The 20,254-nt window shown below is 53.2% G+C and carries 18 protein-coding genes; 11 read left to right on the plus strand and 7 right to left on the minus strand.

The window, feature by feature from the left end; all coding sequences use genetic code 11:
• Positions 1–440: 440 nt before the first annotated feature.
• From ACP4CD_RS06635 to ACP4CD_RS06665, 7 genes are all read left to right on the plus strand, one after another.
• Positions 441–1,004: a hypothetical protein gene (locus ACP4CD_RS06635; protein WP_426994006.1), complete on the plus strand. Its 564-nt coding sequence runs from the start codon at positions 441–443 to the stop codon at positions 1,002–1,004.
• A gap of 62 nt (positions 1,005–1,066) precedes the next feature.
• Positions 1,067–1,252 (plus strand): energy transducer TonB family protein, encoded by a 186-nt coding sequence (locus ACP4CD_RS06640; RefSeq protein ID WP_426994007.1) that lies wholly within the window; start codon positions 1,067–1,069, stop codon positions 1,250–1,252.
• Between the two features lie 8 nt (positions 1,253–1,260).
• Positions 1,261–2,019 carry a MotA/TolQ/ExbB proton channel family protein gene (locus tag ACP4CD_RS06645; protein ID WP_426994008.1) on the plus strand — a complete coding sequence of 253 codons (759 nt, stop codon included), beginning with the start codon at positions 1,261–1,263 and terminating at the stop codon, positions 2,017–2,019.
• On the plus strand, positions 2,019–2,432 hold the full coding sequence (locus ACP4CD_RS06650) for an ExbD/TolR family protein (protein ID WP_426994009.1): 414 nt from the start codon (positions 2,019–2,021) through the stop codon (positions 2,430–2,432). The genes ACP4CD_RS06645 and ACP4CD_RS06650 overlap by 1 nt, the downstream gene beginning before the upstream one ends.
• Before the next feature lie 168 nt (positions 2,433–2,600).
• Positions 2,601–3,494, plus strand: a complete 894-nt coding sequence (locus tag ACP4CD_RS06655) for a dienelactone hydrolase family protein (protein WP_426994010.1) — start codon at positions 2,601–2,603, stop codon at positions 3,492–3,494.
• A gap of 15 nt (positions 3,495–3,509) precedes the next feature.
• On the plus strand, positions 3,510–4,217 hold the full coding sequence (locus tag ACP4CD_RS06660) for a cytochrome b/b6 domain-containing protein (protein ID WP_426994011.1): 708 nt from the start codon (positions 3,510–3,512) through the stop codon (positions 4,215–4,217).
• 65 nt (positions 4,218–4,282) lie between these two features.
• Entirely contained in the window at positions 4,283–4,747 is a 465-nt protein-coding gene (locus ACP4CD_RS06665) for a c-type cytochrome (protein WP_426994012.1), read from the plus strand.
• A 271-nt stretch (positions 4,748–5,018) separates the two neighbouring features.
• On the opposite strand, the gene ACP4CD_RS06670 is transcribed toward ACP4CD_RS06665, so the two are convergent.
• Genes ACP4CD_RS06670 through amoA form a run of 4 tightly spaced genes read right to left on the minus strand, consistent with a single transcriptional unit; the run spans position 5,019 to position 9,093 of the window.
• Complete coding sequence (locus tag ACP4CD_RS06670) at positions 5,019–6,272, minus strand: MFS transporter (protein WP_426994013.1); 1,254 nt, start codon at positions 6,270–6,272, stop codon at positions 5,019–5,021.
• Between the two features lie 28 nt (positions 6,273–6,300).
• Complete coding sequence (gene amoC, locus ACP4CD_RS06675) at positions 6,301–7,074, minus strand: bacterial ammonia monooxygenase, subunit AmoC (RefSeq protein WP_426994014.1); 774 nt, start codon at positions 7,072–7,074, stop codon at positions 6,301–6,303.
• Between the two features lie 15 nt (positions 7,075–7,089).
• Complete coding sequence (gene amoB / locus ACP4CD_RS06680) at positions 7,090–8,328, minus strand: bacterial ammonia monooxygenase, subunit AmoB (protein WP_426994015.1); 1,239 nt, start codon at positions 8,326–8,328, stop codon at positions 7,090–7,092.
• 12 nt (positions 8,329–8,340) lie between these two features.
• A complete protein-coding gene (gene amoA / locus ACP4CD_RS06685; protein ID WP_426994016.1) occupies positions 8,341–9,093 on the minus strand; it encodes a bacterial ammonia monooxygenase, subunit AmoA in 753 nt (250 codons plus the stop codon).
• Positions 9,094–9,344: 251 nt separating this feature from the next.
• Between amoA and ACP4CD_RS06690 the strand changes: the two genes are divergently transcribed.
• Complete coding sequence (locus ACP4CD_RS06690) at positions 9,345–10,280, plus strand: LysR family transcriptional regulator (RefSeq protein ID WP_426994017.1); 936 nt, start codon at positions 9,345–9,347, stop codon at positions 10,278–10,280.
• On the opposite strand, the gene ACP4CD_RS06695 is transcribed toward ACP4CD_RS06690, so the two are convergent.
• Positions 10,277–11,371, minus strand: a complete 1,095-nt coding sequence (locus tag ACP4CD_RS06695; protein ID WP_426994018.1) for an L-dopachrome tautomerase-related protein — start codon at positions 11,369–11,371, stop codon at positions 10,277–10,279. The two genes, ACP4CD_RS06690 and ACP4CD_RS06695, sit on opposite strands and share 4 nt — an antisense overlap.
• Positions 11,372–12,107: 736 nt before the next feature.
• Between ACP4CD_RS06695 and ACP4CD_RS06700 the strand changes: the two genes are divergently transcribed.
• The 3 genes from ACP4CD_RS06700 (at position 12,108) to tnpA (ending at position 16,497) form a co-directional block, all read left to right on the plus strand.
• The gene (locus ACP4CD_RS06700) at positions 12,108–12,605 is read left to right on the plus strand and encodes a DUF3016 domain-containing protein (RefSeq protein WP_426994019.1); all 498 of its coding nucleotides are present in this window, start codon (positions 12,108–12,110) and stop codon (positions 12,603–12,605) included.
• Between the two features lie 926 nt (positions 12,606–13,531).
• Complete coding sequence (locus ACP4CD_RS06705; RefSeq protein WP_426994020.1) at positions 13,532–15,175, plus strand: methyl-accepting chemotaxis protein; 1,644 nt, start codon at positions 13,532–13,534, stop codon at positions 15,173–15,175.
• A gap of 890 nt (positions 15,176–16,065) precedes the next feature.
• Positions 16,066–16,497, plus strand: coding sequence for an IS200/IS605 family transposase (gene tnpA / locus ACP4CD_RS06710; protein WP_426994021.1), 432 nt, complete (start codon positions 16,066–16,068; stop codon positions 16,495–16,497).
• A 141-nt stretch (positions 16,498–16,638) separates the two neighbouring features.
• Here tnpA and ACP4CD_RS06715 read toward each other — a convergent pair whose 3' ends face one another.
• Both ACP4CD_RS06715 and ACP4CD_RS06720 read right to left on the minus strand, forming a co-directional pair.
• The gene (locus ACP4CD_RS06715; protein WP_426994022.1) at positions 16,639–19,869 is read right to left on the minus strand and encodes a hypothetical protein; all 3,231 of its coding nucleotides are present in this window, start codon (positions 19,867–19,869) and stop codon (positions 16,639–16,641) included.
• A 26-nt stretch (positions 19,870–19,895) separates the two neighbouring features.
• Positions 19,896–20,198, minus strand: coding sequence for a hypothetical protein (locus ACP4CD_RS06720; RefSeq protein ID WP_426994023.1), 303 nt, complete (start codon positions 20,196–20,198; stop codon positions 19,896–19,898).
• Positions 20,199–20,254: the final 56 nt, after the last annotated feature.

A 20,254-nucleotide genomic window follows, 5' to 3' on the forward strand; every position in this document is an offset into this window, starting at 1 on the left:
TCGCGACCGACCCAGCCTCATTCGGTCAAACAGCCCCGATCCGAACAACTGTTGATCCAGCAACACCCTACAAACAGAAAGACCCAAAATCTGGTGCCTGTTCAGCACCGAACCCAGCCGCGATACGCGCCACCGCGTCGCCCGATCCCGTGGGCGCGGCGGCGGCCAAGGATAAAGTATCCATTAACAATCAATATCTTGTCGCCAAACCCGCCGAACAAAACCCGTCCTCTCGGCGGCGATTCGCGCAAGCTGGCACGCCTCGTGCGAAAGTCGTTGCGAAGTCGGCCGAAATCCGCGCCGATGCGGTGGCGAGTGATACACACCGCGTCGATCGAGCTGACACCCGGCGAGTCGGGTACCGGCAAGGTCTCCGCCAGAGAACCCAGCCCCGCGCCGACTTTCACAGCAATGCGTACCGATGAACGAGGAATATCGACATGAGCAATCTTTTCGCGACACGCCACCATTTCCAGCCGCTCGCGGCCGGGTCGAACTGGCAGGCCGGCGGTTTGTTACCGCTGGAGCCAACCGGCGCGGCGGCCGGCGAGCTGGCGCTGAATCCGCTGGCCGGCGCTTTGCAAGGCTTTCAATACCGTAGCGCGAGCAGCGACCACAAATGGTTCGACTATGTCTTGCTGGGCGTGCTGTCGGTGCTGATTCACAGCGCGGCGATGGACCAATTTCGCGGCGCGTCGCTGGAGCAGGATTTCGTGGAATCGCCCAAACCGGAACCCAAGGTGCAAATTACCTTGAGCCGGCCGCGCCCGGTGGTGCCGCCGCCGATCGTGCAAGCGCCGCCGCCCAAGCCCAAGGTCGTGCCGCTCAAGCCGCCCAAGGAAAAACCCAAGCCGGTGTTGAAGCCGGTCGTCGAGCAAGCGCCGGTACCCGATCCAACGCCGGCGCCGATCGTCGACGCCGCGCCGACGCCCGCCCCACCGGCACCGCCGGCGCCGGTGGTCGAGGAAAAATCACGCCGCCGACGGCCGGCGCCGATTACCTGAACAACCCGCCGCCCGAATACCCGGAAATCGCTCAGGAGCGCGGTTGGGAAGGCAAAGTGCTGATGAAGGTCCACGTTCAACCCAACGGCAAGCCGGATAGCGTCAGCGTCGTCAAATCCAGCGGCCAAGCGGTACTGGACGACGCGGCGGTCAAAACCGTTTCCAAATGGTCCTTCGTACCGGCCAAGCGCGGCGAGACGCCGGTCGCCGGCTACGTGACCGTTCCGATTACTTTTAACTTATCTTGAGGTACTTCATGTCCGATATCGCCACCTCCGTCATCGTCGACGGCACACTAAACACTCTGATCGGCGCTTCCGCGATCACCTGGGCGCTGATCCTGATCAAGGGCATCCAGCACATCCGGATTTCCTACCATAACCGCAATTTCAGCAAGCGCTTCTGGGGCGCACCGGACATTCAGGCCGCCGCCCAATTGCAGGACCAGCAAGGTCCGGCGGCCCGCGTGGCGGGCATCGGCTTTTCGACCTTGATCGAAACCGACAGCGGCGCCTCGACCCACGACTTGGAACATACCTGGGATCGTCAGGAGTTGCTGGATCGGCGTCTGCGCCAGCAAATGCAAAAAGAACGCGGCTCGCTGGAAAGCGGCCTGGCCGTGCTGGCCACCATCGGCAGCATCTCGCCGTTCGTCGGACTGTTCGGTACGGTGTGGGGCATCATGGGCGCGCTGACCAACATCAGCAAAAGCGGCTCGGCCAGTCTGGAAGTGGTCGCCGGCCCGATCGGCGAGGCCTTGGTGGCCACGGCGGTCGGTATCGCGGTCGCGGTACCGGCGGTGGTCGGCTACAACTTCTTCATTCGCCGCAATAAAGTGATCTGGGCCTTCCTGGACGACTTCGCGATCGACTTCGTGCATCTGGCCCTGAAAAACGCCTTCGTCATCGAGCGCGCCAGCGCCGCGAAGCCCGCCAAACTGACTGAAATCGGCGGCGGCAAAAAAACCCGCGATGCCGCTCATGAAGACTTAATCGCGAAGGAGGCGCACGCCTGATGGCCATCAATACCAAAGACAACGGCGGCGACGACGACGTGATGGGTGAAATCAACGTCACCCCGCTGGTGGACGTGATGCTGGTGCTGCTGGTGGTGTTCATCGTCACCGCCCCGCTGTTGACCAACGCGGTCCACGTGAATCTGCCCAAGACCACCGAAACCGCGCCGCCCGAGGAAAAAGCCGCCGTCTACCTGAGCGTGGACGCCACCGGCAAAGTCTTCATCGATAAACAGGAATACGCGGTCGATGCGGTCGAAACCGAATTGAAAAACCGCAAGGCCGCCGATCCGGAACTGGCGCTGAACCTGAATGCCGACGACGGCGTGCAATACGGCATCGTCGCCAAGGTAATGGCCGCGATCGAACGGGCCGGCGTCACCAAACTGGCGGTACTGACCGCTCCCCAATAACCGTACCTCCCACCCCGGCCAGCCCCTAATGCCGTTTGACCGTTCGTCCTGAGCTTGTCGAAGGGCGAATGGTTAAGCCGTTCATGGTTCGACAAGCTCACCACGAACGGCTTAACTTAACGACACTGGGCCGGCGCCGGGATGGCTTTTGTTTTTAGGAGACGCTGCATGGCGCGCCAAACCGCCAACGACTTCCACCCGGAAGCCTTGAAAAAATTCGACGAATACGTACACGGCGATATTTCCCGCCGCGAGTTCCTGTCCTCGGTCCCCAAATACGCGCTGCTCGGCCTGACCGCCGAGGCCTTGCTGGATGCGCTGAACCCGCGCTTCGCCCTGGCTCAGCAGGTGGCCGGCAACGATCCGCGCATCAAAACCAGTTACCTGGAATATCCGTCGCCGCAGGGCAACGGCAAGGTGCGCGGCTATCTGGCGCAACCGGCCAACGCCAAGGGCAAACTGCCGGTCGTGTTGGTGATTCACGAAAATCGCGGGCTGAACCCGCATATCGAAGACATCGCCCGCCGGCTGGCGCTGGAAAACTTCATTGCCTTCGCGCCCGACGCACTGTTCACACTGGGCGGCTATCCGGGCGACGAAGACAAGGCCAGGGAACTGTTCCAGAAACTGGACAAAGCCAAAACCCAAAACGATTTTCTGGCCGCCGCGCAAGCCCTGAAAAAGCTGCCGGGCGGCAACGGCAAGCTCGGCGCGGTCGGGTTTTGTTACGGCGGCGGCATCGTCAACTTCCTGGCGACCCACCTGCCCGACTTGGCCGCCGGCGTGCCGTTCTACGGCGCCCAGCCGCCGGCCGAGGATGTCGCCAAGATCAAGGGCGCCTTGCTGATTCATTACGCGGGCGTCGACGACCGCATCAACGCCGGTTGGCCGGCCTTCGAAGCGGCCCTGCAAAAAGCCGGCACCAATTACGAAGCCCACACCTATGCCGGCGTCCAGCACGGCTTCAACAACGACACGCCGCCGCGCTACGACGCCGGTACCGCCAAACTGGCCTGGGACCGCACTGTCGCCTTCTTCAACGCTTATTTACGCGACAGCTAACGCGCGGAGGTTACCGTGAAAGTGGAAGTACATGTCTGGGATTGGCCATTACGGCTGTTTCATTGGCTGTTGGTATTGGCGGTCACCGGTGCCTATTTGACCGGCAAGGCCGGCGGCGAATGGACCGACTGGCACGGCCGCTTCGGCAGCCTGACCCTCGGCCTGGTGGTGTTCCGCCTGCTGTGGGGCTTTGTCGGCAATACCCACGCCCGCTTCGTCAACTTTTTCCCGACGCTGTCCCGCCTGCTGGCTTACGTCCGGGGCGACTGGCAAGGCGTCGGTCACAATCCGGCCGGCGCGCTGGCGGTGTTCGCGTTGCTGACGGTGTTGGCGGTGCTGGTCGGTACCGGTTTGTTCGCCAACGACGACATCGCTTTCGAAGGCCCGCTGTTCGATCTGATCGACAAGGATTTCAGCGACAAACTCAGCGGCTGGCATATCCGTAGCGTTAACGTCCTGCTGTTTTTAGTCGGCGCCCACATCGCGGCCATTGCGTTTTACCAACGCGTCAAAAAGGCCGATCTGGTCGTGCCGATGCTGACCGGCAAGAAGCGCCTGCCCCGCTCGCTGGCCCCGGCCGACGCACGTCCGGCCGGCGTCTTGCGGCTGACCGCCAGTTTGCTGATCGCCGCGACGGTGGTCTGGAGCGTCTGGGGCGGCGACCCCTTGCGCTATTTGCCGCCGTTGGCCAGCGTGCGGTCGGCGCAAGCCGGCGGCCGCTGAGGCGCAGGCCCGGCTTCACCGAACGAAACCCCACACCGAGTTTTTATCACCCATAGGAGCAACGCATGAAATCCCAACTGACTATCGCACTGGCGCTGAGCGCCGTCACCACGGCGGCACTGGCCGGGCCGATAGAAGAACAAATCCGTTTCCGCCAATCCGCCTATTCCTTCCTGGGCTGGAACACCGCGAAAATCAAGGCTCAGGCCGTCGATCACCCGGAAACCTTCAACAAGGACCAAGTGATAGCCGCCGCCAACGCCATCGCGGCCGCCGCCAATTCCGGCATCCTAGACCAGTTGTACGGCCCCGGCACCGATCAAGGCACCGGCTGGAAACCCACCCGTCTAAAGCCGGAATATTTTCAAAAACAAGCGGAAGTCAAAGAACTGGAAGCCACTTTTATTAAGGAAGCCAACGAATTGCAAAAGGTCGCCGACGACGGCGATGTTGCGGATATCAAAGCGCAATTCGGTAAACTCGGCGCGTCGTGCAAAGGTTGCCACGACTTGATTCGGGTCAGAGAATAAAACCGCCTCGCCCGGAAATCAGCCCAGACGGGCGGCTTTCCGGGCTATTTGCATTCGAGGGTTGGCCGCCCGCCACCCTCAAACGATGGCACCGTCCGATCCGCTCGCATTGCCCCATCTAACCCGTCCCCGCCTCTCCACCATCGTTTTAAACGCTCGCTTACAAGAAACACCGACCGCCGGCGGGAAATCGCAACAGCACTTGAGCGTCTTGTTACGAGCCTTGCTGCCAGTCACCTCATTTGAGCCTATGTCAGCAATATTTTCATTTTTAGCCGCCGGGTTCTTTAATAAAAACAACGATGCCGGTTGCGACAAAAGCAAACAGGCCGGACGCCACAAAAGCCAGGTGGTAGTCGCCCATCAGACTATGGACGTACCCTGCACTGTAGGCGGCAATGGCCGCCCCGATTTGATGGGCAAAACAGATCCAGCCGAACACCACGCCAACGTTTTGTTTCCCGAATAAATCCGCTGTCAAGGCCGAGGTTGCCGGAATAGTGGACAACCAATTCATGCCGTAAATAATCGAGAACAGCATCAACTGTCCGGTGGTAGCTATGCTGGGCAGAACGATCAGCGTCGCGCCTCTGACGACATAATAGAACGCCAGCGGCCAGCGCTTGCCGTACCGGTCGCATAACCAGCCGGATAAAATAGTGCCGAACACATCGGCCGCGCCCATGACCCCTAAGGACATGGCCATGGTCATTTCGGTAAAGCCGTGTTCGATGCCGTGCGGAATCAAATGGGTTTGAAACAATCCGGAGGTGGTTAATCCGCAAATGCCAAAACTCGAAGCCAACAGCCAGAATTGCGGACTGCTCATGGCCGATCGCATGGGATGTCGATCGGGCTTAAGTACTGTTCCATGAACGCCATGGTCACCATAAGGCAACAAGCCTTTTGATACGGGATCGTCTCTCAACAATTTCAGGACCAAAGGTAAGGCCACCAGGCCTAAGCCTACGGCGATAAACAGCGTCGCCGCTCGCCAGCCTTCATGAACATTGATTTGCATGAGCAGCGGGGTGAACACCAACTGGCCGGAGGAGAAGGCGGCCCCCAATATGCCTAATGCCAACCCCCGGTGTTTATGGAACCAGCGATTGATCAATGCCGACCCCATAATCATCGAAGTGCCGCCCGAACCCGCGCCAATCAGCAATCCCCAAAACACATACAGTTGCCAGGATTCCTGCATAAAAACGCTGCCACCGGCGCCTGCTACCGACAAAATCAACGTGATAACACTGATCCGTTTAGCGCCGTAGACATCCATCAATCGGCCTAAAAATGGCCCTGCAAGGCCGAATAACAGCAGATTGAGTGAAATCGCGCCGCTAATGGTTTCCCGGTTCCAGGCAAACTCCTGTTCCAGGGACAGCATGATGATCCCTGGAACGGAGCGCAGTGCCGATGCAACAAACAAGCACAGAAACGTAACCGCGAGAACTACCCAGGCATAGTGAACTGAATCGGAACGACTCTTGGGCATGATGACATCGGACTTTGGCTGAAACATGGTCGTGTAGATGTAGAGAAAAATAGTGTTATTCGGCGTCCGGAATCCGATCGAGTAACTCGATCAGCCGAGTCACGCCTTGTAACAAAATGCCCCCGACGCCCAACGCAAACCAAACCCCGATCACAAAGCCCCAATGAATCGGCGCGGCGAAGAATTCTTCTCTAAACCAGAAGGTATGTCCCCACTCGTTGAAACCGACGCTGACCAGAATCATGAAGGGCCCGAATACCGCCAAGGTCAATGGCAGCGAGATGCCTTTGGCATACAAGGGCAAGCGGGTTCTGGCGTATAGCCAGGCACAGCCGCCCAAGATCACATACAGCGGGAAGTTGAAATAAAACTCGATGATGTGATTAGCGGTAAACGGCGTATCGCGGATCGCCACCTGGTGCCAGGAGTTGTCCTGTTCGGCAAAATAACTGCCGGCCCAGTACACGGCAAAGGTGTAGATGCTGATCCACATCGTCAAGGTGAAATAGCGGCGGATTTCTTCCTTGGGGGCCAATTGATCCAGGTTCCGGTCGCGGGTGGTCCATAAGTACCCCCAGAAGCCGCTGGCGACGGCGGCAATCACCGCCAGTTCGATATAAAACAACCGCATCCAGTATTGTTCGAACGCCGGTTCCGTGGAATCCAAACCGTGCGCTATGGCAAAAGCGCCCTGATACAATCGTAAACTGATGTACATAACGGTTAAAAAGCCAAAGCCCTTTAAATATTTGGGTAAGTCGATCAAATACCAAGGCAAGGTTTTGGGGTTTTCGGTGCTTAAGCGCACGTGTTCTGTCGTGGTAGCCATGATTTTTCTCCTGAATTAATTGAATTTGGGAATGACGGCGGCGGAAATGCTGGAGATATAGCGTTTCCCCATCACGTCGTCGTAAAGAAACAGCAAACCACCCACTCGGCTATCCGCGTCTTTGATCAGTCCATCCAGCTTTTCCGACTCCCAGGCGGCGTCGCGCACTTCAATCGTGACGGTGCGTTGTTCGCCAGGCTCGATAGGTGCATTGTTATCCAGAGTCAGGCCGTTATTGCTGACGTCACCCTTGCCGGGCATGTTCCTAACATCGGCCAAGTCGGCATTCATGAAATGCACGTTAGAGCTGGAAAATTCGCCTATCCTGACGGCCCCTTGGCTGCGATTGTCGACGCTGAGCTGGAACAGCATGGCACGCTGAGCCACGTTGTATTCCGCTTTTAGCGTGTCGACATTAACCATCCCGGCATTGACTTGCGCCGGTAAAGGTAAAATCCGATCCAAGCCTGCCTGTAATGGGATGGCGTCCGGATACTGGTTGGCGGTGACGGCATTTAGCGCCAACACCAATACCGGCACACCGACTAGCACCGCCTTAGCGATCAGTTTGTCCTGATCGGTGATCAGTTCATGTTCCAAACCGGCATCCAGCATGCGGTAACGGCTGATGAACAATGGCCGACGTACCCACCACAACAGCCAGGCAGCCGCCAATGCGCCCCAGAACAGATGCCAAAACACACCATTGGCAAAGCCGAAGCTTTCCATGTCGATCAATTCACCGTTGATGGTTTGAATGGTATTGCTGAAATCGCCGGGATCGCCGCCGATTTCCAGCCACACGCCCGGCCCCATCACCTGACCTGCGTCTTTTAAATTAAAAAACGGGTGAATGTGATAACGCCCCGGCAAACGGCCTTTCATGACCACCTTGAACTCGTAGTCGCCGCCCGGCTCCAGCGATACCGAGTTGGTCCAAGGCTTACCGTTCAGGTAGCGCTCAGTACGAATCAGCACCGGTCCTGGGGTGGAGATATTCAAGAAGCTGGCTTCCGGTTTCGGCACGCTGATCGGCCAGTCTTCGGCGACATGAAACTTGCCGCTGACGCTGACTTCATCGTTGACGTTGAATGTTTGTGTGGACCATTGCACGTCGTACCACTGGATGGTGCGCATGCGAATGAACGGCTCCAGGGCTTTTTCGCCATGCGCCTGCGCAGTCGGTACTGCAAATATCGACAAGACGTTGATGCAAAGCACTGCCAACAGCCAAGGTTTAAATAGTGATTTCATGACCGTTCCTCCTTAGATTTTTTTCAGATAGCTGGTATTGGCGAACCATTTGCCGATGTACCACCAGAGCGGATACATCAATGAACATAACAACGCTGAACAAAACGCCGCCAACGGTGTGGCGTACTGGCCGTAGGTGCGTAAGGTGCCGCGCTCGATGATGCGCAAATATTCCGGCATGCCGGTGCGGATGTATTGGAAACCGAATAAATCGGCGACAGTCAGCTGGCTGTTGTGGTATTCGACCGCTTGGTGGAACATGCCGAAGATCGGCCAGTTGGTGGGGTAAAACAACAAGGCAAACGCGCCGCCGCCAAAAATGGAGGTGATGGTCAGGCTGTTGGTGAGCATCAGCAAGGTATCCAATACCAATGCGCCCGGCACCATGGTCGCCGGCAACACCATGTTGATGGGGAAGAAGTTCCAGTAGTGGTAGGCAAACACGCGGGTGACCCAGGTGCCGAGCAATAAGGCAGCAACGCACAGCGTGGCGCCCAAAGGCAGTCGGAACTTGTCCCACAACACCGCCTGCACGGCGGCTGGAAAGGTGATGCCGATCAATGGCGTGACCAACGGCCACCATTGCCGATCTTTCCAATCGACCCAGAAATCCCAGTCGCCGACGGTCAGGGCAAAATGTAGATGGAACGAGCCGATGAACAGAAATAAAGCCAGGACCAGTATCAAATAGTCGTAGGCTCTTGCCAACCGAGCTTTCTCGCCGCGGTAGGGTTTGAACGTGGAAATTGGAATTTGTGCGGACATGTGTGCTTCCCCCGTAACGTTTTATAGTGAATGACGGCGATAGCCATCGAAACTGGGCGTGTCGCCAACCGAAAGCTACCCTTGGGGGAGTAACGTCATATAGGTTGAACGACACGCTCGCGATATAAGGTAAGGAGAATTTGATGAGCTGTGAAATGGTCAAATTTCATCCGTTATCATCAAGACTGTTCATGCCGGCCAGCAGCGATTTTGTTTAGTATGCAGCCAGTTTCTTTAGGGGAAATATCCACATGGCCAATCTGCGTACTTTCGACTTAAACCTGTTACTGGCTTTCGATGTATTGATGCGGGAGCGCAATGTCACCCGCGCGGCGGAATGCATGTTCGTCACCCAGTCGGCGATGAGTCATACCCTGCATCGCTTACGTCAGCAATTGAACGATCCGGTCTTGGTTAAGTCGCCCGCCGGCATGCAACCGACCGCGCTGGCGCTGGCATTGGTGGAGCCGGTACGTAGCCTTTTGCAGGAAATGGAACGCTTGCTCGAGGCACCACAAGCCTTCGATCCGGCGTCCAGTCAGCGCCGTTTCACCATCGCCGCGACCGATTACATGGAGTTTTTGATCTTGCCCGAGTTGTCGCAATTGCTTGAGCAGTCGGCGCCGGGCGTGGATATTCATGTCAAACGCACGGAATCTGCGTTTCCGTTGGCGCAGTTGGAAAACGGTAGCCTGGATGTGGTGTTGGGCTTTGCCTCGGTATTGAATCCGCCGGCGCATTTGTACTGCCAACATTTATTCATGGATCGCATGGCGTGCGTGGTTAGGCAGGATCATCCCAGCATAAAAGCGCCACCGTCGCTGGAGACGTATTTGGCCGCCACGCACATGCTGATCTCCAGAACCGGTGATAAATTGGGGGTGATAGACGAGAAATTGACCGAGTTGGGCTTGGAGCGGCGCATTAATTTCATCGTGCCGCATTTTTTATCGGCGCCCTTGATCGTGGCCCAGTCCAATATGATTTTGTCCTTACCCTATCGTTTGGCCATCGCCTTTCAGAAACTAGTGCCACTGCAAGTGTTGCCGGTGCCGGTGAGTTTGCCGGACTACGATTTGGCGATGATTTGGCATCCGTTGTGGGAAAAAGACCCGGCTCATGGCTGGTTGCGCGAGCAAATCAGCAGCATAGGCCGGAAAATAAGCGCATCCCAAATCAGTCTTTAACGTCCTGGCAAGCCTGCGGCTAAGGCTTTGACTTTCAACAAAAAGTAAGGCGGTTTGGATTGATTGTCGCCGCCGTTCAGTGTGGCCGAACGATGTAAGCGATTAACGACGGCAAAGAGTTGTCCGTTAGCGCCAAAACTGAAGGAATCGACCCAAGACAATCTTGGGCATTGCGCCAATTGCCGGTATTGTCGGTTAGGCGCGATCACGCCAATCGCGTTATTGGCCAAGTCCCCCAGATAAATGTTGTTGTTCTCGTCAATGCTGATGCCGTCCGAAATCGGTTTGTCGCTGTAGCGTTCAACCTGTTTTGCGAGTTCTTCAGGTGTTAACGACTCGTTGATCAGGTCGGCGGCTTTAATCCTGTAAAGGCTGAGGCCGTGCATCGGCCCGAAATAGACCCATTCGTTGGCCAAATCCTCGGTAATCGGATTCACACCTATATGCGGTTTGACGAGTTCGCCCGACGGGGTTTTCACCTGAATCGGTACATTGTCGATGACCAAATCGACGTTTTCCGGCACCACACTTTTATGGCCTTCCAGCACCCGCCGCGCCGCGCCTGTCGATAGGTTGACCACGATCAAGCCGGCATTCGCGCCACCGGCCGGGTCACTGATGAAGGCATGATTGTGAAGGGTGTCCAACGCAAAGTCGTTAACGAACGCATCTTTCGGGGCAATCGGGGCCGGCAGGTAAATCAGCCGCTGCAGTTTGTTGGTTTTGGTATTCCAACCAACCAGCTTGGGCGTCACCCCGCTACGCATGCCGTTGTCCAGCATCCAGACGATGCCGTTGCTATCGGAGCGGATACCTAGCACCGAGTCGAGCTTAATCGGCGCGGTCGAATCGGCTGCGGACAGTTCCTTATTCGGAAAAGGGACCAAGGTTTGATCCTTGTATTCCACCACGGTGTATTGCGGTTGATAAAACTGATGCTGGCTCATGATGATCCGGCCGTTGGCCGTCGCCGTGACATTGCCCGGTCCGGTATCGAGGTTGGCGAATACATCAAAATGAGAGTTGCCTTCAGCCAAGGCGTCACTGGTCGCAAACACCATGGCCGCGCAAAATAGAGTTGCAAGATTCACTACCCTCTCCGGTATGTTGTTGGGTTGGACAACACCATACTGGATCGTTAAACCATTGTTAAATGACATAATTTAATCACGCATCATTCAATACATTGATGACGATTTGAGTATTTAATCTTGCCAAAACCGTGCTTTCATTCGATCAGTTCGGGATAAGAATTCCCTCCGGTTTGTTCCAGCGTACGGGTTAACCTGTGAGATTCAGGCGTTACTGCCGAAATTCGCTGAAATATTCGAATGTCCCAAAGTGGCCGATTGCCAGCCCAACCAACTCTTGCGTGACTCGGCTCAGATCGGAACCATGGAGCGTGTTGATTTCCAACCCCGGCATGCCAATACTCTTGGGTATTATGACGATGGCCTTGCCAAGCCCCCGCCCATTTGGTGGCGGTCATGATCGGGCGGAAGCCGGCTGTTTTAAGTTTCCGGCGACTGACTAGCGTCTTCCAACCAGCCGCGCGGACATTGGTATTCGGCTTTAGAACGCTAATTCCCGGCTGGATTTGCGCATCGACGAAATTTTTATCGGATTTCCGGGTCGATATCGCGCAAGTAGCAACCGATAGGCACATTGGCCTATTAACCCGGTCCTATTTATTACGGGTATTCCGTTCAGGCCGAGCTGGCCGAAGCCCAGGCTGGCCAGCCCTTCGACAGGCGAGCGGTATTTAAGGGCCGGGTGAATCATGTGTGCGGCGGCGCTACGATAACCGCAATATGACGGGGGAATTCCATGCCAAAACTTACCTTGCTGGCAATAGCTATGCTGGTCATGGCTCAAGCAGCGTGCGCGGACATCAGCATCCGCTTCGAGAATGCCGAACACTACACCGACTTAGCCCTGTCCGGCGCCGCTACCCCAAGAGTACAGGCGGATTTACTCCAGCAATTCGAAGCGCATTTTCGCAAATTGGCGGGGCAATATTTGCCGGCCGGCGACAGCCTGGATTTGGCGGTCGAGGACATCGACATGGCCGGCGCCTTCGAACCCTGGCAAACGCCCAATGCCACCAATACCCGCTTCATCCGCGACCTATACTATCCGCGCATCAAATTGAACTACCGCTGGTACGGCCCGGACGGCCAAATCAAAGCCGAGAAGCAGGAACAGATCAGCGATCTGAATTACCTGATGCTACAGGACTCGGCACGCTACCCAAACAACGATCCCTTGCGTTACGAAAAGGCGATGCTGGATCGATGGTTCGCCGATAGCTTTGGAAAACGTTAGCACCGCTGTTGACCGCTTCGTGGAGGCGACAATTGCTCAAACGGTACCGCCCGCACCCCGGTAAGTTCAAGGATAAGATTCATCGGATTTCGCAAGCGACCCACCTCAAAGCCAAGGGTAAATAACCGAGGGGAGCGTCCTTTGAGCGCCGGGTAACCCGTGGCCTTATTGACCATTGGCAATTGCCTGTTGGACTATTGGACTCACCGAAGCCGACGTGATACCTCGCTCCGTGCAATATTTAGACTGCAACCATACGGCCAGTCTCTTCGGTCCCTTGCTGGCATTGCAGCCACGGCAACAAAGAACGATATTTTCTCTGGTGACAATCGTCGCATCGTTAACGATGTGTTCCCAGCTGGCCGCGGATTTATAAGACACCTTGGCCGGTGTAAATTCAATGCCGCAGTAAACACAAGTCTTGTCTCTTGCTCTGACTTCCGCTTCCAGCCAAGCGGGTATGTTCCAATTATTTGCCATTTCTCGATCCGATTCGTTGACTCCAAGCACGACATGCAACGCCCGGAACCGGCCATGTCTGACGGTGGTTTGTCAATTCTCGGCTAAGCTGTTCTCCAACCCGGACCAGGCACGAGCTGTTGCGGCTTCCAACAGTTTCGGCAAAAAATCCGGCCAAAAGCCCACAATTGCCTCCACCATGCTCGGCCAGCGGTATCGGAGCGATTGTCGTACTCATACTTGCTCCCCAGGTTGGCGTGTTAAACAGAAGTTGGGCATATGCGAAACCGCTTGCCCTGACTTCGCCTCAATTCTAGCGTCTATTCCACTAGGCTAGGGCTATCAGCCAAGCTCCAGCTGCGATTGTAGAGTGGTTCAGGAAAATCCAAGGCGATCACCCGCCTTATCATTGGCAAATTCCGTTTATCGGCAATACTAATTGCAAAGCGTGTTAGTTAGAGGTGAATATGTTTCAGAATATCGGTATCGGCACACGGCTAACCGGCGCATTTTTGGTAAGCACCCTGATTACCTTGGCCACCGGGCTGTTCGGCATTTACTTTGTAGACAAGGTAGGTAATACCGGGATTTACGTCGGCGAATCCGCCGCACCCTTGGTCGATGCGGTAATGGAATCCAAATTGCTCGCGACCGAGGCGCATTTGAAATTCGAAGAAATCATGGGTGGCGATGCGAATGAATCCATAACTGTCGTTAAGAGTAAAATGGATCAGGCCGAATGGTATCTAAACGTGATCGGCAAGGGCGGCGAAAATGCCGAAGGCAAATACTTCCCGGTGGATAATCCCGCGACGCTGGCCCAATTAAGTATTTCAAACGAAAAGCTCTGGACTTTACGTACGGCACTGGAAAACCGGTACGCGACCTTGGGCCAAAACCTGGGAGAGACCGAGTTTCATCAACTGGACGCCCAATTCGATGCGGCGTTCGATGATTTTATCGAGGAAATCGACAAGCTGGAAACGGCGATTCAAGGCGACGTTAAACTATCGTTGCAAAACCTCAAAGCCACCGACGCGGAAAGTAAATTGATATTGATTGCGCTGATAGGCGCTGCGTTAGTCCTAGGATTATTGCTGGGAAGAATAGCGACCATTTCAATTACCACGCCGTTGCGGCAATGTGTGGAGATCGCCGAGCGCATCCAAACCGGCGATTTAACCAAGACATCCGATACGACCGGAGGCGACGAAATTGCCCAACTGGTCAGAACGTTGGATAGCATGCGTTTGCGGTTGTTGGAGATCATAGGCGTCATCGTCAATAACACCAAGACCTTGAATTTATCCGCCGACTCGCTGGCGACCGCCGCGGTTCAAAGCGAGCGCGCCAGTATAGTCGAGGCGGAATCGTCGGAAATGATGACCAGCGCGGTTGAAGAGCTGTCGGTGTCCTTCGAGCAAATCGGCCAGCAAGCCAAACAGGTGCACAAGATCGCCGAAGAGTCCGGCAACCTATCGCTCGCCAGCGGCCGCATCATACATCAGACCTCCAGCGAAATGGGGAACGTCGCGGCGGCGGTCAAATCCACTGCCACGACCATACAGGAATTGGAAGACTTTTCCCGGCAAATTTACGGCATCGTCAACATCATTAGCGGTATAGCCGATCAGACCAACATGCTGGCCCTAAATGCCGCGATCGAGGCCGCTCGCGCCGGCGAACAAGGCCGCGGCTTTGCCGTGGTGGCCGAAGAGGTCCGGGAGTTGGCGAAACGCACGGCCAGTTCAACGCAGGAAATCACCGATATGGTCGGAAAAATCCAAGTCAACACGCAACGCGCGGCCAAGGAAATCGAAGCCGGCGTCAGTCGGGTCGGCGACGGCGTTGACTTGGCGAACCAGGCCGCCGACTCGATTTCGGAAATCCGCGATAGCAGCCAACAGGTGGCCGAAGCGATCGGCGACATGACTCGGATTCTAGCTGAGCAATCCGCCGCGACCCGAGAAATGGCTCACCGGATTAAACTGATCGCCGATAGCGCCGCCGAAAATAGCCGAACCGCCGGCGGCGCCGCGCGCTCGGCTCAGGAATTGGCGGCGTTGGCTCGCAACTTGGAAAGTATCGTGTCCGGCTTTACCGTGGTCTGATAGGGTCTGACACCAATTCTACGTTGTCGGATGACTGAATAAACCTCGTGATTCCGGCCTGGATCGCAGGCCCCGTTAGAGCGCGGAGCGAATCCGGACGCCATGGACGGATTTAAGCCTACCCATCATGGCACCGAATGCCCGTTTCCCGACAGACATGCCGATCTTGCACAAATCTGACAAAGTAGAATTGGAATCGAATTTTTGCCGTTCCTCGGGCTATGGAAAACATTCGCCCCAAGAAGTCTTCAACCACAACATATGCTGTCAAGCTCGGGGAGTTAAGCAACAAAAAAGCTAGTTGCTTTAACAGATGTTCCTTATACGTTTCGCTGTATGCTGAATCGGTTTGAAGCTAAACGCAAATTCCATCCCAAAGATTCTCGATGCTCACCCCGGTTTTCTGATTTCGAAACGCCCGTTGCGCCGGCAAGATACCAATTGCAGTATCCGGAAAAAATACGCCAGCAGCATTGCTACTCCGTCAAAGTGAAGCTGTCAGGATGGAAAACCGGAAACGAGCTGACGAAACCCGCTTTTTGCCCCGTCGGGGTATCCGGTCGGAAAGATCATAAACAAATCAACGACCAACATGCAAACTTGCCTGCATCCCGCGCTTCGTCATGAAACTCGGCTTCCAACGCTGGATCAATCCACCCGTCACCAACACTTTACAACTAGCTGCCAGTTTGATTGGCACTTTAACTAGGGCTGAAAGGGTGGCCTTATTGAAAAATTTTACATAAAGAAAATATTATTTTCTTAACCAATTAACCAAAAATGAGAAATCCCCGGCTCTGCCGGGGAGACAGCAGGAGTTTGACATTTAGAGGAGTCCATCAGGAAACTCGAGAGCGTGAGCCGCCAAGTAAACGCAAGAGGAGAACCTGATGGACGAGAACGAAAGCTTAAGCCACTCGAAATGGGGGTGCAAATATCACGTTGTGTTTATTCCCAAGTGCCGTCGCCGAACGCTGTATAGGGCGTTGCGCAAGCATTTGGGCGAGGTGTTTCGAAGGTTAGCGAGCCAGAAAGAAAGCCGAATATTGGAAGGGCATTTGATGCCGGATCATGTGCATATGTTGATATCGATTCCACCGAAATATGCGGTGTCGCAGGTGATTGGCTACGTCAAAGGGAAGAGTGCGATTCACTTGGCCCGTGTTTATGGTGAAAAGAAGCGTAACTTTGTCGGTCAACATTTCTGGGCGCGAGGGTATTTTGTTTCGACGGTGGGCCGGGACGAAAGGATGATACGGGAGTATATCCGTCATCAAGAACAGGAAGACCAACGAATCGAACAAATGAACCTTTGGCAATGAGTCGCCGCCTATTGGCGGCTAAAGTTAAAGGGCCGCGTTAGCGACCCTATTTACCGCTTTGAGCGGTTCACAACATAAAGCCCCCGGCTTTGCCGGTGGATATTTACTAGGATGGTGTGTACAAATAACTTCCAATAGATTTCAAGAAATACGCCTATTAATATCTGCTTCGGTATCTTCTCTATTTGCATCTCGTTCATAATCTTTAGCTAAGGCAAACAATAAGCTAGTCGCTACAAATTGATGACTTACCCGAAGTGCATTACCCCATTTGTGGTATTTCTCGGCAAGTACGCGTTCCTGACTGCCTCCTTCAGCACGCCAATGTGCACCTCTTGCGTTGTAAACCCCTACGCGCATACCCTCAATCATCGGAATCGATTGAATTTCTTCCAATACTTCTCGTACTTGTTCGCAAGGCCATACGTCATCCTTTCCTAAAGGTGCTTGCGATAATAACCTGCCAATCCAATCATCGGTAATATCCGCCCGCCCTAACTCTCTGCCCAACTGACGCACGGTGGCTATCCATTTTGCAAGATAATTTGTGTTCAATTCATCGAATTCATTCCGTCCTGGTATTCTTTCAATTGCCTCCAACAGCTTATAACACCGCTCCGCCATTGCTGTTACTTGATCTGCTGGAATCTGTAATTCTGCAGGGTCAGGTTTTTCGTCTTTGCGCTTATAGATAAAGGCAACGGCATGTGCAAAAAACTCAGGATGCTCTTGAATGTAACGTTCAAGGTTTGGGATACCATAACCGCTTCTTAGTCCGATTGGTTTTCCCAGGGCATCTATATAATAAAACTCTAAACTAGCTTTTTGCTCTATAGTTAATTCCGAACAATTGTTCAATAGTTTAAATGCTTCTTCAAGACGATATTCATCGAGCATATACTCCCCAGACTTGTCTTTACCGCCTTGAGTTATTTTTGTCAGTAATTTAAACAGCGTAATTGTCTCTAATTGCTCTGGATGATATTGAATATACCAAAATGCAGCGCGAGGGCGTTCGGCTTTTAAAAGTCGTTCAACGGCTTCGCGGGCTTCCATTTCATTGTTACTTATATTTTGTGGCGTCACTTCCGCCCAATATTGTGGAATTGATGTTTCACTTAGTTTATCAATCATTTTCCATGTGCTATGACAAAATGGAGCCAACAAAAAAAGTTGGATTGCTTCTTTTTCCCCATGATTTGTCATAAATGCACAAATCAGTGCTTCTCGAGTATGTTCGTCAGATATAGCGTGTAATGCACCTCTTATTAGGTTTTTAGCGCTAACACTATCATGCTTAGCATTAGTAATCTTCTGAAATGCAAGCTGTATTATCTCTAGCAGTGACTGTTCTGAAACAATTGCTTGAGTAACCAAAATATCACCAATCACTAAATCAGCTTTGCCGCGTGCTGCAAGCGTTAAAATTCCGTCTATTCCTCGCTCCGCTAAAATTTGTCGTAATGCATCGCTTCTCAATTTGTTAATGCGCATATTACGTTTAACTATATCGAGATCATCAATTTCTTCAATCTCGTCTGCCGACTCGGCAACCCAAGTTTCACGAAATAACCAAGCGTGCTTGTTCAGAATATCTCTGGGCTCAAGTGCTTGGTAGGCCGCTGAACCATTGGAAGTTAATCCTACTGTATGGCCCATTCTTTTAGCGCGCATAGCTGCGGTTCTGGACAACGTGGAAACTCGAATGTGTTCGCGCAGCGCAGCTTTTTCATCGTCTGTAGCTTTGGTTTTGGCCCATTTCACAATCAGCTCCCATGCACGATCTTGGTCTTGAGGACTTAAACCATAAAGACGCGTCACCAATTCGCGCAGCATTTCCAGCGAATAGTTTTGCCAAGTCAAAGCCATTTCAACTATATCTTTAACGAAAGCATTAATTTCATTTGTATTCGACAACGGCTCGCCAAAGCCATAACCATCATGTCTCCAGCGTGGTTTTTGAGTGTATTCTCCAGTTCCGTAAAATTGCCCGAATTGATCTAAACAAAGTTCCCATGCAATATCTTGAAATTCTTTTACTAGTTTTCTAATACAACCAAATCGTTGTTGATGATTAGCCGCAGTTTGCGGCATCCAAGATCGATAAATCGACTTCAGCGAATTAATTGGCTTGTTGCTCCAGTTGTCGTTTATTTGAATTTGGGCAAGTCTGGCAAGGATACGAGTTGTGCGTAACAATGTCTCAGGATTCCAAGCCAAGCTTTCAAGCGCCCAAAGTAATCCTGAGCGACTGGGAGTGTTTCCAAATATTCCCGACGCAACTGGGCGCATGAGTTCCAATGCAGCCGGTTTTCCTGATTTTAAATCACTCTCTAAAATGGATAAAAACGTATCCGGTGCAGCTTCTGCGTAGGTAGAAAGATCGTAATTATTAGCTTCAAGAGTGCGTGCTGTGAGTGGTGTAGACATTAAGTCACGCACCACTTTTGCCGCTTCCATTTCGGCATCAAAGCCAAGCCGCTTATTAAATAAAGATGCATTAACAGACAGTAAAACCAAAGTTTCTGAGATACTTTTTCTTAATATACTAGAAAATACTCGAGTTTTACCATATATATTGGCGATCCATCTTTTGCTTTCTTCCAAATCTAATGACGGATCGTCTTCGCCAAGCACTAGTCGTGCGACTTCAAAATACCTTGATAAATCTGCGCTAGTTACTACGCCTTTAATTGCATAAATAAGATCAATTTTTGAAATGACGCCTCGGATTGAATCTATTGACCAAACGGGTGCGTCATCTAGTTGAGTAAGAATTTGAAATTCTTGTTCTAACTCATCATAAGGCCGATCACCCGCGAGTTTTGAGAGTATGCGTTTATCGTTTTCATTCCGGCTATCCCACGTGCCAACCAACATAAACGGGATTAACTGCTTTGCAGTCTCTGGTTTTTCAGCCCACTCGGGAGTTCTAACGGCTGTATTTTCTGATAAACGGCGTCGCAAAACTGTCAGTGACCTACCAGACTCAATGGCATACCGCGCGACATTGTCTTTGTCCATTCCCATTTCTTCGAGCGCTTTGCTGAAGACTAGAGAGTTCACAGGTTCCAGAACAATATCGGGTTCTGAGATCAAGTTGCGTGGAAAAATAGCGAATGTATGTAGTGTTTTTGAATAGGCGGCAAACTCGCGAATCACTTCTTGCTTATAGGCCACAGCAATAAACGATTCGGCTCCCATTGCCAGTTTTGGGAAACAGCCCGCCTTATCAAATACCAAAACACGATCACGATAGGAAGCAAGTGCTTCGTCGCCATGCTCACTTAGCAACTGCGATAGATATGCCAATGCTTCGTCAATTGAATCTGCGGCAATCTGAATCGGCCTCTCAGCTGGTTTCGACAGCAATGACTTTGTCTTACGCTTGGTTGCTTCTATTGCAGGGCCAAAGAGTGTGGGGCTAATTGGTGGTTCGCAGACATTTGACCAGTCATACCAGCACTGATCGAGTGAGCGAACTGGTATGTTTTTTTCGTTTCATTAGCAAACCAGGCTTGTCCAGGTAAGGATTGATCCAACCATTGTTCAAGATCGCTTGCGTCATAAACACGAACTTCCTTCCATAAATTAAGCGCGGTTTTTTCTTTAATCCAAGCGTCCTTTGCAGGCCAGCGACGAGGAGTAACAAACACAAATGTTATTTCAGTGCGTTCATCATTGTCGTTGTAAGCGTCCACGCTTTTGTCGAAATCTTTGTTTGCTTTTTTCGGATCATTGTTTGTGCCGAATTCCC

The organism is Methylomonas stagni, assembly GCF_050154735.1.
Taxonomy (GTDB): domain Bacteria; phylum Pseudomonadota; class Gammaproteobacteria; order Methylococcales; family Methylomonadaceae; genus Methylomonas; species Methylomonas koyamae_A.